This is a genomic window from Crateriforma conspicua (genome assembly GCF_007752935.1).
Taxonomy (GTDB): Bacteria; Planctomycetota; Planctomycetia; order Pirellulales; family Pirellulaceae; genus Crateriforma; species Crateriforma conspicua.
The window spans coordinates 800,525-818,248 of record NZ_CP036319.1 but is presented as its reverse complement, the minus strand read 5'-3'; the positions used below and the strand labels follow the sequence as shown (position 1 = coordinate 818,248).

General features: G+C 57.4%; 11 protein-coding genes. 4 read left to right on the top strand and 7 right to left on the bottom strand.

The genetic code is table 11. The features are described 5' to 3' along the window. Nucleotides 1-23: 23 nt before the first annotated feature. The 4 genes from Mal65_RS02960 to Mal65_RS02945 form a co-directional block, all read right to left on the bottom strand. On the bottom strand, nt 24-2,066 hold the full coding sequence (locus tag Mal65_RS02960; protein WP_145293512.1) for a putative bifunctional diguanylate cyclase/phosphodiesterase: 2,043 nt from the start codon (nt 2,064-2,066) through the stop codon (nt 24-26). Beyond that, complete coding sequence (locus tag Mal65_RS02955) at nt 2,063-4,033, bottom strand: ATP-binding protein (protein ID WP_145293510.1); 1,971 nt, start codon at nt 4,031-4,033, stop codon at nt 2,063-2,065. Before Mal65_RS02955 ends, Mal65_RS02960 begins: the two co-directional genes overlap by 4 nt. Before the next feature lie 152 nt (nt 4,034-4,185). Beyond that, a complete protein-coding gene (locus Mal65_RS02950; RefSeq protein ID WP_145293508.1) occupies nt 4,186-6,348 on the bottom strand; it encodes a serine/threonine-protein kinase in 2,163 nt (720 codons plus the stop codon). A 6-nt stretch (nt 6,349-6,354) separates the two neighbouring features. Continuing rightward, on the bottom strand, nt 6,355-7,014 hold the full coding sequence (locus Mal65_RS02945; protein ID WP_145293506.1) for a sigma-70 family RNA polymerase sigma factor: 660 nt from the start codon (nt 7,012-7,014) through the stop codon (nt 6,355-6,357). 367 nt (nt 7,015-7,381) lie between these two features. On the opposite strand from Mal65_RS02945, the gene Mal65_RS02940 reads away from it, so the two are divergent. Next, nucleotides 7,382-7,999, top strand: a complete 618-nt coding sequence (locus Mal65_RS02940) for a TlpA disulfide reductase family protein (RefSeq protein ID WP_165701028.1) — start codon at nt 7,382-7,384, stop codon at nt 7,997-7,999. 206 nt (nt 8,000-8,205) lie between these two features. Here Mal65_RS02940 and Mal65_RS02935 read toward each other — a convergent pair whose 3' ends face one another. Beyond that, nucleotides 8,206-8,709, bottom strand: a complete 504-nt coding sequence (locus tag Mal65_RS02935; RefSeq protein WP_145293501.1) for a fasciclin domain-containing protein — start codon at nt 8,707-8,709, stop codon at nt 8,206-8,208. Between the two features lie 284 nt (nt 8,710-8,993). On the opposite strand from Mal65_RS02935, the gene Mal65_RS26895 reads away from it, so the two are divergent. Continuing rightward, complete coding sequence (locus Mal65_RS26895) at nt 8,994-9,863, top strand: Spy/CpxP family protein refolding chaperone (protein ID WP_196784518.1); 870 nt, start codon at nt 8,994-8,996, stop codon at nt 9,861-9,863. Between the two features lie 261 nt (nt 9,864-10,124). Here Mal65_RS26895 and Mal65_RS02920 read toward each other — a convergent pair whose 3' ends face one another. Together Mal65_RS02920 and Mal65_RS27370 are read right to left on the bottom strand one after the other, a co-directional pair. Then, nucleotides 10,125-11,423: a 3-deoxy-D-manno-octulosonic acid transferase gene (locus Mal65_RS02920; RefSeq protein ID WP_145293499.1), complete on the bottom strand. Its 1,299-nt coding sequence runs from the start codon at nt 11,421-11,423 to the stop codon at nt 10,125-10,127. Nucleotides 11,424-11,496: 73 nt separating this feature from the next. Further along, a complete protein-coding gene (locus Mal65_RS27370; RefSeq protein WP_145293497.1) occupies nt 11,497-15,189 on the bottom strand; it encodes a preprotein translocase subunit SecA in 3,693 nt (1,230 codons plus the stop codon). Nucleotides 15,190-15,553: 364 nt separating this feature from the next. Between Mal65_RS27370 and Mal65_RS02910 the strand changes: the two genes are divergently transcribed. After that, nucleotides 15,554-17,053 carry a hypothetical protein gene (locus Mal65_RS02910; protein WP_145293495.1) on the top strand — a complete coding sequence of 500 codons (1,500 nt, stop codon included), beginning with the start codon at nt 15,554-15,556 and terminating at the stop codon, nt 17,051-17,053. 4 nt (nt 17,054-17,057) lie between these two features. Beyond that, nucleotides 17,058-17,720 carry a hypothetical protein gene (locus Mal65_RS02905; RefSeq protein WP_145293493.1) on the top strand — a complete coding sequence of 221 codons (663 nt, stop codon included), beginning with the start codon at nt 17,058-17,060 and terminating at the stop codon, nt 17,718-17,720. The last annotated feature ends 4 nt before the right edge of the window (nt 17,721-17,724 follow it).

Sequence of the window (17,724 nt, the reverse complement as noted above, 5' to 3'; positions counted from 1 at the left end):
CGGAACGTCTTCCGATTTTCGGATTAGGAAATACCGCTGACGATCGGTTGGCCGTCGTGATAGAAGATCCCGCCGACGTCGCCGATCAATGACTTGACGCCTGTGCTGCGTGTCGGCTGGACGATCAGCCGTTCCAAGTCTTCCAGGCTCAGCGGGGGTGCAAAGAAGTATCCCTGGGCCATGTTGCAACCCCATCGACGAAGTAATGACATCTGCTGTTCGGATTCGACACCTTCGGCCACGATGCGAGCACCCAATTGGTGCGCTAGTTGAATCACCGCTCGAGTGATCACCGCATGGCTGTTGTCGCTAACAATTTGGGCCGTGAAGGATCGATCGATTTTGACCGTTTCCACGGGATAGGCTTGAAAGCACAGCAGTGATGACTGGCCTTTGCCGAAATCATCGATGTGAATCCCAATTCCCGACTGATTCAACGATTGCATTCCGGCCAACGCGCGAGCACCGCTTCGCTGATCCGCGGTCTCGCGCATCTCCAACTTGAACCGACGACGATCGAATCCGGTTTCATCCAAGATTTGAAGCAAACGCCGCAAAAAGCTCTGATCGTTCAGCTGCCGGCTGGACAAGTTCACGCCCAGATAAATGGTGTCGCGAATCGAATCCGGCAACCGTTGCAACATCCCGCCGAACTGCGTCGTGGATTCACGGATCACCCATTCGCCGACCGCAGAAATCAAGCCGACTTCCTCCATGACCGGAACGAACTCATCGGGACTGACGTTCACACCGCGTTCGTTCTGCCAACGCAGCAGCGTTTCCACGCCTTTGATACGGCCGTTGGCTAGGTCAACAATCGGTTGGTAAAGCAATCGAAAATCGCCGTGATCGACCGCGCGGCGCAGCTGTTCTTCCATCTCCAAACGAGCACAAACGGCAGCGTGCATTGACTTGTCAAACACGGCCACACGTCCACGTCCGCTCGTTTTTGCGCGGTACATCGCGGTGTCGGCATTCCGTAGGGCTTCATGAGCGTCACGGATTTGCGCATCCACAAAAGCGACGCCAACGCTGGTACCGACGTTGACCCATCGGTCACCCAGCTTGAATGGTTCGGCGACGCGTTTGACGATCCGTTGGGCCACCCGCATCGCGTCATCGGTCCCGCCAAGACATTCCAGCACGACGACGAATTCATCGCCGCCCAGCCGCATCGTTTCTTCGCCCTGGTCACAGAAACGCTGCTGGTCTTCAAAACGCGTCAGCAGGTCATAGTCACGAACGCATTCCTTCAAACGCGAGGCGACCTCATTCAATAACAGGTCACCGGCGTCATGCCCCAAACTGTCATTGATGATTTTGAAATTGTCCAAATCCAAAAACAGCACGGCATCCAATCGCTGAACATTGCGACGATGCTTTTGAATGATTTTCTCCAGTTGCTGCAGCAAGAAGCATCGATTGGGCAATCGGGTCAGATTGTCCCGCTGGGCCATTTCACGCAGTTCGTCTTCAACGCTGCGACGCAAACTGACCTCGGTTTGCAGTTCGTTAATCTGATGCGTTCGGATCGCTGAAAGACGGTACTTTTCGCTCAGCGACAAAGCCAACTGTCGTACTTCGTCCGATTCAAACGGCTTCTTCAACAACAACAGACGATCGTTGTATCCCAGTTGCTGTAAGACGTCTTTCCAAGGTCGGTCGCTGTGTGCGGTACAGATGACGATTTGCAAACGTTCGTCCAATTCCCACAAACGGCGAGTGGTTTCGATGCCGTCGGGTCCTTGGGGCATTTTCATGTCGACAAAGGCAACGGAAAACCGCTGTCCATCGGAAACTGCCGCTTGCATCAACGCGACCGCCTGATCGCACCCGGAGGCATGATTGAGTTCATAGGCGGGCATTTCGTTGGGTGATTCGACATCGTGGGCCGACGGCGCGGCAGCCGAATTCAAAAAACGAGCCTCAAAGTCCGCCAAATCCCCATCGGCGGACGACTGTTGTTGAAAAATCCGATCGAACGTGTCGTGGATGTGCGGTTGGTCGTCGACGACCAACAGACGCCGGACTCCCGTCTTGGCATAGTCGATGGTAGCCGGATTCATGCGCCCACCTCCATCAACATCTCGCCTTTGGTGGCGGCCTCGGTATCCAATCCGCTGATCAGTCCAGACGGAACCGACATCACGATCGTGGTGCCGTGCCCCAGTCCGTCGCTGCGTGCTTCGATTCTGCCGTTCAGGCCAGACATCGACAACGAACAGAAATGCAGCCCGAGTCCGGTACCGTCTTCCCGAGTCGTAAAGTGGGCATCGAACAACTTGTCGATGACGTCGGAGTCAATGCCGCAACCGTTGTCGCGAACCCACAAACACACTTCATCTCCGTGTTCGTCGACCCCGATTTCGATGCGTCGGCTGCGATCTTTCACGTCCATGAATGCGGCATGCGAATTGGTCAGAACATTGATCAGAACCTGTAGCAGAATGGACCGATCCGAGCGAACCACGACATCGGGATATCCGACGACGTCGACGGAGATGTCGGCGGCATCAAAGCGACCCTGACAACAAGACACCGCTTCATCGATCAATTCCCCGACGCAAAACGTTTGGTGATCGGTCGTCGTACCGGCATGTCGACTTTGCTGACGCACGACGTCTTCGATGTGTCCCAGGTTGCAGCGAAGCGTTTGCAGAATTTCGGTCAGTTCTTGGCGATCCGATTCCAACGTTTCCGATAGCGACCGTAAGTAGCTCGGCATCTCGCGAATCAAGTCGTCGTTGTCTTTGGATTCTTGAAGTTTGGTTGCCAGACCCTTCAGCGGTGCCAAACGCAATTGCGTCGCTTTGTGCGATGCCGCTTCCAGCAAACTGTTCACATTCGTCAGTACGTTGCCAATGTTGTGAACGACCGTGCCGGCAACTTGGCTCATCCCGGCGGCTCGCGAAGTGGCCGACAATCGTGTTTGCGCCTGTCGCAATCGACGCATCATGCGGTGAAACGACAGCGCCAGGTTTCCGATTTCGTCGCGTGATTTGATTTCAGGCGGTTCCGCCCTCAGACCTTCATCGGCCACGCGTTCGGCGTGGAACCGGATCGCCTGCAGTGGCGTAATGACGATCCGTTGCAGCATCAACAGCAACACCAACAAAGCGGCCACCGAGCCGAAAACGAATTGATTTCGTCCGCTGTAGACCGCTTGCAACGCCCGGCGTGCCAGGTCCGGCGGGATGAAGACCATCAGTTCCAAATCCTCCGGACCGGAATCTGCCAGAACAGGAAAACGCGCGATGACGGTCTGAACCGAACCGCTTTCGGCAAGCGTCGTTGGGGACGACAATGGATCTGTGCTTTGCAGCGGTTTCCCGCTCACGCACTGTCGCAATTGGAAATCGACCTGGGTCCGTCGACCCAGCCGACGAATGCTGGTTGCGTCCAACGCCCGACCGACAATCAAAAAATCTTCAGGACGGTGCCTGGCCGCCCGCAAGGCGACCAGAGCCAGTTGCCCGTCAGCGGATTGAATCGCGTGGAATTGAGACGACGAATTTTCCGATTGCATCTTGGGTAGATGCCGAACCGCCAGCTTCGCGAAACCTTGAATGCTTTCGGTTGACGTATCGGCGTCCTGGTGCAGCGGCACCCAAGTGCCATCGGTCTGAACATACCCGGCAAAGTCGATTCCGTCGTTTTCCGAATCGCCAAATGGACGCGCCCTGTCGTGCATTGCAACGGCTGGATGCGTCGTGTTCAGATAGTCGGCGATACTGGAAAGATGGTTGGATTCCGATTCGATCGCCGCGATCACGCGACGCACGTCGCGATACCCTCCGGCCCGTTCCAACGACAACAGGGCCGGTTTCAGATAGTTCCGGCGCACCATTTCGTCGACCGCGATAAACGCGATGAACATGACCGCCAAGGACAGGACAAGCTTGCTGCGCAGCGAACGCCCGTGTCCCGCCACACCTGCGCACCGATCCGCACGTCCAGGTGTGCCCCTTCGTTCGGAGCCTGGGTCGGGCGTTTCGCCGTAGCGATCAAATATCTCGGCCGCTGGCTGAATCATCAACGGGAACAGCAAACAAACGTCAGGGGAATCGGAACAACAGTTACCGAACCCTAGGTTTGCTGAGACAGACGGTCGATCAGCGCCAGGCTCATTGCCATGGAAAGTCCGCTTCGCCCAAAGAAGTTGACGACTTTACGGCTTGTATGGATTCAATCAGCCGCAACGGCTTTGCTTTCGAAGAAGCGGCGGGCAGCGGGATGAAACGATAACCCCTGCCATTCCGTCGTCTGGCTCAAGTGGATCATCCCGGGGACCAACAACGGTGGCTCGTACAGTACTTCTAACGTTTGCAGGATCAGTGGATCCGGTGCATCGATTTGTGTGGCCAGGAAAGCCATCGTACCAACCGTCCGAACGCCGGAATCGGGCAAATCACATCCCTGATAGTCTGCCGCAGTGATCCGCATCGGTCGCAAGGTTGGGTGTTCCAGCGAAATATCATCCGCACGTGGAACCTCCATCAACCGCCATTGCCCCGATTGCAACCAGCGCCGCACCACTCGGTTGCCACGCCCCATGCAAACAACGGCGATGTCGACATTCAAGTCGGTACGCAATTCGTACCAAGGCGTGAAATCACGTTGCGGGTCATCCAATCCATAGCCCAGCGAATCGAAAACCATCTCCGCGGCAACACGTGACCCACTGGCTTTGGGACCGACCGCGACACGATGACCGGCAAAGTCGTCAAGTGTTTGGATGCCGCTATCGCGACGCACCATCACGTGGACCACTTCGTAAAACAACGGTGCAATGACACACAGTGGGTCCCCGGAAACCGCAGACGCCTGCAAGGGTGCCATGCTGACTTCGCCGCGTACCAGTCGCTGTTGGTTTTCCAGACTTCCGCCCGTGGGGACGACCTGGGTTTGGATCCCCACGGACGAAGCCAGTCTCCGTGCAATTCGATTGGACACATCCGTATAGACGCCGTCGGTCATGCCACCGGCCAACACCACCTGGTCCGGCATCGAATGCCGTAAATGGTGTCGCCACCAGGCAAGCCCAACGACGAACACCGGCATGAACATCATCAGGGTCAACATCGCCGTTTGCAGTCGGCGATGTTGGTCGGTGGTATGAAAACGTCGACGTCCCATGATCGCGGCAACCACCGGAACACCTTCGATCCAGTGCCATGCCTTGGTCAACAACCACCGGGGTCGGGCGGCGATGGGCTGGCCGTCCAAATAGGCCTGCAGATCACTGGCCAACGCTTGGGCCCCCGAGTAACGCTTGCCCGGTTGTTTTTCCAGACACTTCGCGACGATGGTTTCCAAATCCGCCGGGGCGTCCCCCCGAATCGAACGAAGGGCCGGCGCGGGGTCGTGCACCACACGAATCAATGTCTGCATCACGGTGTCGCCGACGATGGGCGGACGCCCGGTGATGCATGCGAACAGGATGGCCCCCAGCGAATAGACATCGCTTTGGGGGTTTGCACGATCGCTGTGACCGCCGGCTTGTTCGGGCGCCATGTAATGGGGCGTTCCGACGGCGGTACCGCTGCCCGTCATCCCACCATCGGCGTCGGCAGTTTTGGCCAAACCAAAGTCGGTCACATGAACGCGGTCGTCGGGATCGATCAGCACATTTGCCGGTTTCAGGTCACGATGCAGCACGCCGTTGTCGTGGGCATGCGCGATGGCGCGTGCCACATCGCGGACATAGCGTGCGGCCAGCTGGAAATCCATCGGCCCCTTGGCCACCTGGCTTTGCAAATTCGTTCCTTCGATGAACTCCATTGAAAAGAAATGGTGACCGGCACGGCGCCCGAATTGGTACACCGCGACAATCCCCGGGTGCCGCAACCGCGCGGCGGCCTGGGCTTCGGTATAGAACCGTCGAACCTCCGATTCGTCGGCCAAAATGCCACTTCGAATCATCTTCACCGCGACATCACGCTGCAAATCCTTTTGCTGCGCCAAATAGACAACCCCCATACCGCCGCGGCCGATCACCTTTTTCAGCAGGTAATCACCCAAGTCAAACGGTAACGTCGGACCGGGATCACCGTGTCCGCGATTCGCCATCGGCAACGTGGCGGCCGGGTCCGCGATCGAATCGTTCTGGTCGGCGACCGACAGGTTGACGGTTTCGGCGATCGGGTTGACGACCTTTGGTTGCGAAGTCTGCCCGCCGAATCGCCCGAAGGAATCGGCCACGTCCATCAGTTCACGCAGTTCGTCAGCGATGTCGGGGAACTGATTTAAGAATTCCTCGCGGCTGCCGATTTCACCCGAATCGCAACTGCGCAGGTACGCCGCAAAGGCTTCGTCCAAACGATCATCGTGCTGGTCGATGTCAGACAAAACGAATCACCACCAGGGACTACTTTGCGATTGAAAATGATCGCGCAGCTTGCGCAAGCCACGCTTTAACAAACCGGCGACGGCGGTTTCAGATTTTCCCATGCGTTCGGTGATCTGCGAAAGCGGCAAGCCTTCCATATACCGCAAACGAATCGCTTCGGCTTGTGTTTCCGGCAAGCTGTGCAACGCGTTTAACAATTCCAAGACCGCTTCGCCCCGGATCGCCACACCGCTGGGACTGGTGGTGCTGCCCGGCATCTGTTGGATCCACGCGGCATCGGACCCTTGCTTCAAATCGCCAACGGTAACTTCGCGTTTCAGCGATCTTTTTTGTGTCGTCACGTGCCGCGTGACCGCCGACGCCACGTTGTGTTTCAACATGCCACGCAACCATGCGGCAAATTCCGCCGGCGTCGTGCCACGAAACTGATGCAGATCCCGTTTGGCTTCCAGGTACGTCCACTGGACCAAGTCCAGCGGGTCGATCCGTCGTCGCAATCGTTCCGACAAATAACGATGAGCCAACATCAACAGGTAACCACGGTACTGATCCAACAATCGACCGAACGCTTCGTTGTCACCTCGCTGGGACGCCACTAACAACTGGGCCGTCGACATCGACGTGGGGTCGGAATCGGCCGGCGGGCCTGGCGGAAGGCTGGTCATAGAGTCGATCATGGGGTCGAAAGCTCGGTCCGCGTCATCCGGTGACGCGTTGATCCAAACGGCACGATCCGACACGCTTTGTGACGCCTCGCAGTTCCCCCTAATCTAATCGATCGTCTCCCGGGCTGAACATCGATCCATTTCCGCCCCACGCATCGACCGGCCATCGACAGGATTGCCGGCAATGGCGTCCAACCTCCTTCCTCGCACTCCTATCAGTGAACCGATGAACAAATCCACGCAGACGATTTCTGGTTTTCCAGCTTCAACGGGTCATGATCAACCCGGAAATGTTGATCCAGTGGCCATTCGTCGATCGCAAACAGTTCTTGGCAGGTCGCGGAGAATCTTTTTGGCCTGGTGTGGCATGACGATGCTGGCCGCTGGGTGTGGCCAAGGGGTCGGCGACGGGACCGCCGACAACAAATCGACCAGTGAATCTGTTGCGAACACTGAATCGGCAACCGACGCCTCGAAGACGGTGGCCGAGCCCGCCGCCCGCGACGAAACGGCGTCCGCCAAGAAAAGCGAACCGGAGATCCGGTACGAGCCATGGCCGGCAATCGAGAAACGAATTCAAACCGGCGGCAAGATCACCGTGGTCGATTTCTGGTCCCTGTCTTGCGAACCTTGTTTGAGAGAACTGCCGGCGCTGGCGGAGTTGGCCAGGGAACGAGACGATGAATTTGACTTCGTTGCCATCGCCGTCGACTTCGATGGACGTCTGACCAAACCACCGGAAACCTATGAGCCCAAAATCCGCGCCGTTCTAACGGCCCTGGATGCAACGTTCGAAAGCTATCTGTGCGAAACAGCAAGCGACACCGTTTTCCAAGCCATTGACATTCCGTCGATTCCCGCCGTGTTCGTCTACGGGGCCGACGGCAAGCTGTTGAAGAAATTCGTCGACACCGGAGACACAGCGGGCTTCACCTATCATGACGACGTCATCCCCTACTTGGATGAACTGACATCTGATTCCTAAACGGTTCGGATGACAGAAACGGAAGACTTTCCCGAGCCATTGATCATTGCGGCATCATCAACACGCAATGATCGACGAGCGTTTCGCGATCACTTTACCTACGAAAAACGGCCCCTGCAGTGAACACTGCCGGGGCCGCTTTGAGATCGATTCATGTTGGGCTGACGTCAACCAAAGTTGGAATCGTCCAACATGCCGGTCGGCGATCAGTCCTTGGAGGGCAGCAGGACCGCGTCGATGACGTGGATCACGCCATTGCTGCACATGATGTCGGTCTTCACGACCTTGACTTTGTCGTTCAGGATCACACCTTCGTCGGTGACTTCGATCTTGACGTTTCCGTTCAAGGTCTTCGCCGAATCCAACTTCACAACCTTGGCGGCCGGGACCTTTGCGGCAACGACGTGATATTTCAGAATTGCGACCAGTTGGTCCTTATTCTCGGGCTTCAGCAAGGTTTCCAAGGTTCCCTTGGGCAGCTTGCCGAACGCGTCGTCGGTCGGTGCGAAGACCGTGAACGGGCCTTCACCGCTCAGGGTTTCGACCAATCCCCCCGCCTTGACGGCGGCGACCAGGGTCTTGAAGCCGTCGGCACCAACGGCGGTTTCGACAATGTTCTTCTGTGCGTGTTCACCGCTCTTGTGATCGTCGGCTTTGGCGACGGCGGGAACGATCATCAGGGCGGCCAGGGTCAGCATGAAACGCTTCATCGTTTCGGTTCCTTTTTTGGATTGTTAACAGACAATAGGAAGTTCAGTGGCCTGAGGGGCGCCCCCCGTGACAGGCGTCGGCATTCGCGAATCGGCAGACTGTAGAGACGCGGCAAGCAAGATCTTGAAAAATTTTGCCGCGGTGATCCCTCGCATCCGCGAAACCCTGTGCGGCTGGCGTGGTTTGAATGAGAGTAACGCGAGCGGGCGTGGGCCAATTTCGTGCATCCCACGCACGCGATCGTCTTCTCTTCATGTCAACTCTCAACACGAGTTCCCAAACGATGAAATTGACGCGTCTGACCGCCTTGGTCCTGTGCGTTGCTGTGATGGCATTGATCGCATCTGATGTTTCGGCCCAAGGCGGACGTGGCGGCCGCGGCGGTGGCGGTTTCGGAGGCCGTGGCGGCGGTCCGGGAGGCCCCGGCGGTTTTGGCGGTCGTGGTGGCGGTCCCGGCGGCGGCGGCGGAATGCTGCAACTGCTGCGAATCGATGAAGTTCGCAGCGAACTGGATCTGATGGACGATCAGGTCCAAACGCTGGAAAAGGTCGGCCGTGACATCGCGGAAGAAATGCGTGGCGACATGCCCAATTTCCGCGACATGAGCGATGAGGAGCGCCAAGAGGCCTTCGCCAAGATGCAAGAAATGCGTGAAAAGGCGGAAAAGAAGACTCGCGAGCAACTGGAAGAAGTCCTGTTTCCCGAGCAGTACGACCGCCTGAAGCAGATCAACATCCAAGCCCAAGGCATCAACGCACTGCGTGACGCTGAAGTTGTCAAAGAACTGGGTTTGAGCGACGAGCAAAAGGAAAAGATCCGCAAGGTCGGCGAAAATTTGCGTGACGGCATCCAGGAAAAGATTGCCGAAGCCCGTGAATCGGGTGATCGCGACAAGATGCGTGAAGCGATGCAGGAAGCCTTTGCCGGCATGCAAGAAAAGCTGGAAACCGAAACCCTTGCCGTGCTGACCAGCGAGCAAAAGAAAAAATTCGAAGAAATGAAGGGCAAGCCTTTTGAAATGCCCGAACGCCGTGGCGGATTCGGCGGTGGCCGCGGCGGATTCGGTGGCCCCGGTGGCGGACCCGGAGGTGGTCGTGGCGGACGCGACGGCGGTGGCCGTGGCGGACGCGATGGCGGTGGCCGACCCGAGTAATTGAGATTCCCCACGGACAGTGTCGTCCCGCGGCTTTACGCCGGACGCGGCAAAAAGCGTCCGGCAAAAAAACAAACCGCACTCGGTTGTCGCTCGTACGCTCCGACGACGCCGATAGGGACAGACACTCATTGGGTGAGTGTCTGTCCTGCTATGGTTTGATCGATGGCCTGGCAATCGTTACCGGTTGCCAGGCCATTTTTCTGCACTCCCCAGGCCGCCGTTCGCGTGCATTGGGCGATCGTTGTGGCCACCCAAGAATTAGCCAGCCCGAAGCTGCAGCAGGCGTTTCATTGCATCCACGGTTCGGCCGGTCGCCCCCTGATGCTGGGCCACGTACTGACGCGCGTTGATGCCCAAGCGATCAGCCGACGGCACGTCATCCAGACACCGCCGAACGAATTGGTTCAATTCTTTTTCGTCCTGAACACGCACGGCCCCTTGGACTTTCAACAATCCGCCTGCGATCGCTGCAAAATTCTTAGTATTCGGTCCGAAAGAAACGGCGCACCCATAGCCGGCCGGTTCCAGCATGTTTTGACCACCACGATCACCAAAGCTGCCACCAACCGTCGCAATCTGGCTGACGCCCCACCACTGGCGTAATTCGCCGATGGTATCCACCAGGATGACGGTATCGGCATCCCAGGCATCGGATACGGCATCGGACGATCGACTGCGTCGCCGCAATGAAAGCCCCGAATCTTCGACTAGCTGGGCGACTTCGTCGAATCGTTGTTGATGACGCGGAACCAAGATCAAACGTAGCTCGGGGTGCTTCGGTGCAAGATCTTGGTACACCGCCAAGGCCATCGCTTCTTCACCGGCCTGCGTACTGCCGACGCACCACACTCGTTGCCAGGGCGCGACGCCGGCCCAATCCGCCAGCGCTAGCACCCTGGGATCGTCACGGTTATCCGGCGCACCATCGAACTTAAGCGAACCGGTGACATCCACTTCCGAACATCCACAATCACGAAAACGCTGGGCCGCGGATTCGTCTTGTGCTCCCAACCAGTCGATACGCTGGAACGTGAGTCTCAAAAACCAGCTGAACTGTTGATAGCGACGAGCGCTGGTCGCACTCAGCCGGCCGTTGACGACCGCAACGGGCACGCCCAGTTTTTCGCTGCACCGGATCAAGTTGGGCCAAAGCTCCAGCTCCGTCAACACCAACATTTGAGGACGCAATCGGCGGATCGTCGACTTCACCGCCCAGGAAAAATCCAGCGGACAAAAGAACACACGGTCCGCTCCGAAACGGTCCACCGCCAAGTCGAATCCGGTATCCGTGGACGTGCTGACCAGCATGCGGAACGGTGGCAACGCGTCCTGAACCGCGGGCACCAGGCTGGACAGCAAATTGACTTCGCCAACGCTAACGGCATGAAACCAAATGCACGGCTTGTCATCGCCGCGCAATCGTTTGGCATCGCCGGGTGATAATCCAAACAGTTTCTGTCGCCCGCCACGTCGGTACCGACCATGAGCAATGACGCGATACAAGATCCACGGCGACGCCAACGCCAGCATCAACAAATAGACGAAATTGGCGAACATGGAACATCATCCGTGATCGAATTCCGGTGGCTACATGTCAGCCACCGGAATCATTGATGTCGTGCGTGCCTGATTATTCGACGGTCTTCCGCATGCAGCACGACTTGTACTTCTTTCCGCTTCCACAGGGGCACGGATCGTTTCGACCGATCCGCGGACCTTGCCGGCGGATCGGTTCGGCTTTCGAATCTTCGCCGCCGCCGGATTCATTGCTTTGCTGGGCCACTTCCTGGGCTTGGCTTTGCGGGGCGGGTGCGGATTCCTTGGCCGTGCGTGCATCGACCCAAGTGCTGCGGATGAAGTCTTCGTTGAACGACTCCATGCGGAAGATCAAGTCGGTGACTCGTTCGCCGATGTTTTCCCACATGGCGTCGAACAAACGCATGCCTTCGCGTTTGTATTCGACCTTGGGATCCATTTGGGCATAGCCTTTCAAGCCGACGCTGCTGCGTAAATGGTCCATCGTCAGCAGGTGATTCTTCCAGGCTTCGTCGACGATGTTCAGCAAGATATGCCGTTCCATCCGACGCATTTCGGGGTGGAATCGATCGTCCAGCGCGCCGCTGACGGTCAATTCCATTTCCTTCCGCGTCATCCGTGCCAAGTCTTCGGACGGTGTGTGGTGGTTCAAATCCTCTTCCAACCACTTGGCCATCGTCGACAGGGTGCCGTTACCGCCGGCGGCGACAGCCGCGGTGGTCGAATCGTCTGCGTTACTAAACAGGTCCTTCAACCGCTGCTGGGCGGCGGACTGTTGGCTTTCGACATCGCCGATCGCGTCTCGGCTGTACTGGACCAACTGCGCTTTCAGATCGTCGCGGTTCAGCTTGACATCGTCGACGGGCAATTCAACTTTGAATCGTCCGCGGACCCAATCGACCAAGCCCTCGCGATCCAGGGATACCTGCGCGCCCTGTTTTTGCGTGAAGCGTGAAATGCCGGTCAGCACCGGGTACTCCGCTTCCTTTTCCGCATAGGCATCTTCGGCCCGCTTCATCAACGCAGCGGCGACTTGGCGACGATCCTCGACTTCCCGAAATTCTTCCGGCGTGACTTCGATGCCGAACTTGTGTCGCATCCAAGCGCACAGGGTTCGCAGCCCGAAATCGGCATCCAGCAACGGTTGGCCTTCGGACAGATCAGTCTTTTCAACCAGTGCATGTGCCTTTTCGATGAACTCGTCGATCATGTCATCGCGATCCATCCGTTTCAGCTGGTGGTCCTGGTAATTGGCTTCCAGCCGCGTGTTGGCCCAGTGGGTCAACGCTTTCCAGTTCCATTCGTCTTCCATGCCCTCAGGCAGGTTTTCTTCGACCGCTTCGTTGACGGTCACTTCCGATGCTCGCTCGGCCTGATCCTTGGCATACGAATCCGCCATATCGAAATCCATGTTGCGGAATTCGCGTGGGTCCAACTGGCACTTCAGTTGGGCACCGGCGAACGCGGCAAATGATTCGACGCCATAGTCGGGATCCAAGAAGGTTTCGACAAACTTGTCGATTTGACCATGAATCAGTTCCAGCACCATTTGGCGGCTGCTGTGTCCGTCCAACAGGTTTTGGCGATACCGGTAAACGCGTTTCCGCTGTTCGTCCATGACTTCGTCATAGTCCAACAGACTCTTTCGAATTTCGAAGTTGCGTTCTTCGACCTTCTTTTGTGCCGCGGCGATACGTCGGGTGACCAGCGATGATTCGATCGCTTCGCCTTCCTTCATTCCCAGACGTTCCATCATGCTCTTGACGAAATCGCCGGCAAAGATCCGCATCAAATCATCTTCCAACGACAGGAAGAAGCGACTGGAACCGGGATCACCCTGTCGACCACAACGTCCACGAAGCTGCAAGTCGATCCGTCGCGATTCGTGACGCTCGGTCCCCAGCACATACAGCCCGCCGATTTCGCGAACCTGCTGGCCTTCGACCGACATGTTTTCACGCTGGTCAATTTCTTTGACCAACGCATTCCATTCGTCGTCGGGGACATCCAAACGCGTTGCGTATTTGTGTTGCAACTGGGCCCAGGCCATCGTCTCGGGATTACCGCCCAAGATAATGTCGGTGCCCCGACCGGCCATGTTGGTCGCGATCGTGACGGCCCCCAGGCGACCGGCCTGCGAAACGATTTCTGCTTCACGACCGTGATTCTTCGCATTCAGAACGTCGTGTTGGATGCCACGGCGTTCCAGCAACTGGCTCAAGCGTTCGCTCTTTTCAATGCTGACCGTCCCGATCAGGACGGGGCGACCGTGCCGTTCGACCTTGGTGACTTTTGAACGCGGAACCGACTCGGCCTGTTTCTCGTTCTTCAGAACGATTTGGATCGTTTCGTCGTTTTCATCTTGGATCTGACCCCAAAGTTCGGTGCCGTCTTTGATGGTCAACACGTCCCACTTGTTGGTGCGTTCGACTTCATCGGCCAAGGCGGCGAACTTGTCTTTTTCGGTCAGATAGATCAAGTCGGGGTGTTCGATCCGCTGCAATCCACGGTTGGTCGGGATCGCCACCACGTCCAGCTTGTAGATCTTCCAAAACTCATCGGCTTCGGTCATGGCCGTCCCGGTCATCCCGGACAGCTTTTTGTACATCTTGAAGATGTTTTGAAGCGAAGCGGTCGCGAAGGTCTGAGTTTCCTGTTTGATCGGCACGCCTTCCTTCGCTTCAACCGCTTGGTGAAGCCCGTCGCTCCACTGTCGACCTTCCATCAAGCGTCCGGTGAATTCATCAACAATGACGATTTGGCGATCTTTGATCACATAATTGACATCACGCTTGTAAAGGAAATGAGCCTTCAGCGCGTTGTCGATCAAGTGCGGCCATTCCATGTTGCCCGCGGTGTAAAAGCTTTCCACGCCGGCCAATTCTTCGGCCTTGCGGACGCCGTCATCGGTCAGCGTCACGTTGTGTTGCTTTTCATCAACCGTGAAATGCGTTTCCTTGGTCAGCTGTCTCGCGACGCGATCCGCTTCGCTGTATCGTCCAAGGTCCAGGTCGGCAGGCCCACTGATGATCAACGGAGTCCGCGCTTCGTCGATCAAAATATTGTCGACTTCGTCGATGATGGCGTAGTTCAGCGGCCCTTGGCACTGCTGGGCTTCGGGTGGGTAACGGTCGTCACCCTTGGCCGCCGGACGCATGTTGTCCCGCAGATAATCGAAGCCGAATTCGTTGTTGGTCCCATAGGTGATGTCGCACATGTAGGCCGCCTGTTTTTCGGCGATCGACATGCCCGATTGAATGGCGTTCACCGTCAGGCCCAGATTCATGTACAGCGGGGCCATCCATTCCATGTCACGGCGGGCCAAGTAATCGTTGACCGTCACGACGTGAACGCCTTTGCCTTCCAAGGCGTTCAAATACGCCGGCAAGGTCGCGACCAAAGTTTTCCCTTCACCGGTAACCATTTCGGCGATGGCGCCGCCGTGAAGGACCATGCCGCCGATCAGCTGAACGTCGTAGTGGCGCATGCCCAAATGGCGACGGCTGCCTTCGCGACATACCGCGAAAGCTTCTTCCAAGATGTCATCCAGCGTTTCACCGTCGCGCAGCCGCTTGCGAAACAAAGCCGTCTGTTCACGCAATTCCTCATCGGACATTGCCTGATACTTGGGCTCCATTTCCGTGATCCGATCGGCACGCTGTTGCAGCTTGGCGACCTGACGGGCGTTGGCCGATCCGAAAACGGAAGTGAACAGGCGATCGAACGATCCGAACAGACCGCCGAAAAGGAGCCCGAGGGCGTCCCAAATTCTTTCCAAAATTGACATGTTTCTTGTGGGGGTGGATCGTTGGACGATCAGCGGCCGCCCGATGGGATACGGCCCAAGTGGGGCGGGACCACACCGCAAAAAGCGGAAAATCTGCCGTGATCGGACGGACCGATACAGGCTGTGCAAGCGTGTTCTTTAGCAGGCAGCCACCAAGTGTGCCAGTTCAACGCACCGGTGGCGTGTCCGAGGCGACCGCATCGTCCCGGACCGGGCCCAATAAAATCGCCGTAACTTGTTTCAAATTCTCAAGTTACGGGCTTAAAGAATTTGGGTCAACTGAAGAACTTTGGCGATCCTGCCGGCAATGCCCCGCGGCGTGACCTAGCTTTCGGCGGAACATCCATCGAAATCCGCGCCTGACATGCCCCAAAGTTCATTCACCACCGACGTCCGCCAGCGATTCGGGTTGCGTATCGAACGTGATCTGTTGCAACTGGCCATCGCCACGCCGACCGAGGGTCCAAGCCACCGGATCGCGATCGAGGCGATCCACTGCCCGCGCCCCGACGGATGGCTGAGTCCCGCGGCACAGGCCGACCTGGTCGATTGCCTGATCCATTGGCGACACAAGCACCAGATGGACCAGGGCACAACCGTGGCGTCACTGGACGGCGATTATTGCGTGACCCGGATTACGACCGGCCATCCCCAGGACGTCGACAGCGAACTGAACACGCTGGGCACACGGATCCCTCGTTATCTACAACTGGGCCCGGGTGAAAAGGTCATCGGGTCCTTTCGCGAACGTTTGGCTGCTTCGGTCGACTACGCCGTGACCGGTGTAGCCAGCCGCGGCGTGATCGAAACGGTCTATGAAGCCTTTCGGGCCGCAGATTTGAATGTCTTGTGGCTGGAACCATCGCTGAACAGCCTGGCACGTCTGGCCGGACACCTGGGCCACTGCAACGCGGCACCGACCCTGATCGCCGACGGAACCGGCCGCCAATGGGATGTGGGCATCGCGTTCGAAGGCCGGTTGCTTTTGGATTACCGTCCGGCGGCGGCCAACAACGAGCAGGGTTTCCACGACGCGGTGATCAATCACCTGGAACGGTTACGCCGATTTTGCCAGCGACACCGGCAATTATCCGACGGAAACCTGGGCGAATTACTGATCTGTGGCAGCCCCGAAAAAGCCAAAGCCGCCGCAGATCTGTTTGACGATTCCAACGACATCGATGCCTCCGTGCTGAACGTGTCCGGTGGCGAGTTCATCCTGGAGCAATCGGAGCACGAAAGCGGCACGACGGCAGTCGTGGCCACGGTCCTGCCGCTGTTGATCGGAATCCAAAACGACGGCGTTCCCGATTTACTGGACCACGTCCGCCGTGCGCCGGATGTTTCGACCACCACACAATTTCTTCGGATCGCTTGGCCGGCTCTCGTTGCGGCGGTGCTGTTGCTGGGATCGTTTGCGATGGTCCACCGTCAACGTGGTCTTTCCGATCGTGCCATCCAACGACGCGACGCCATGCAGGCCGAGGTGTATCGCACCAAAGCACGCATGATGACCTTGGCCCAGCGACGCCAACTGGTGGACCACTTTCGACGCATCGAAAAAGGTGCAGCGGAACCTCGCTGGAACCTGACCCTTCGCCAGATCACACAGAGTTTGCTGGATCGCTGCAAGTTGAACAGCTTTCACGTGGAAGACGGTCACCAGATCCTGCTGGACGGCACCGTCACCGATGAATCACTGGTGTATGAACAAGTCAGCCAGTTTCGCCGGTTGCCCGAGGTCGAACAGGTCGCTTTGAAGGCCACCAACCCGGAGCCCCAAACCCGCGGCATTCGCTTTTTGATCGGGTTACATCTGCACAAAGAATCATTGCCTGTCGTCGACTCGACGTCGGAGGACTGATGTCATGCAAAGACTTAACACCCGTATAGTCGGACTAATCGTGGCAACCGCAAGTTTGGGGGCAATCATCGGCATCGGACTGCCCTGGGTCGATGAGTACTTTGAACTGCGACGCGATATGGCTGAGTTCGACAAGATGGAAGTCGAACTGACGGCAATTCGTCACCGCGGCCTGCGTTTGGCCAAGATGGAAAGGGAACTGAATGAACAACTGAAATCGCTGAACGACCGTTCGGTGATTCCCGATAACCGGTCCGATGTCCGGGAACGATTGGTCGAAATCGTGCGTCAAGGCGGCGGACGAATTCGAAGTTTGGAAGTCCACACCGGAAACAAACGATCCTGGGCGACGGTAAACGACGATCCGACGGCGGAAGTGATGCCTGAATTCGCAAGGATGTCACCCTATGACTTGCATTCACACGACGTCGATTTGCGGGCCGACGGCAGCCTGGAAGCGATTGAAAAAATCCTGACGGCCATTGGCGGCCAACGCTGGTACATGACCACGCGAACGATGAACGTGTTGCCGACGATGAAGCCGGAGGCGCCCGTCGCACTGGAACTTCGTTTCACCGTGTTCGGTCTGCTCGCCCGCCCCGATGAACCCGACGAGGATGTCGCAAGGCGTCCGACACAACAAACACGACAACTACTTCTTCATTAGGCCC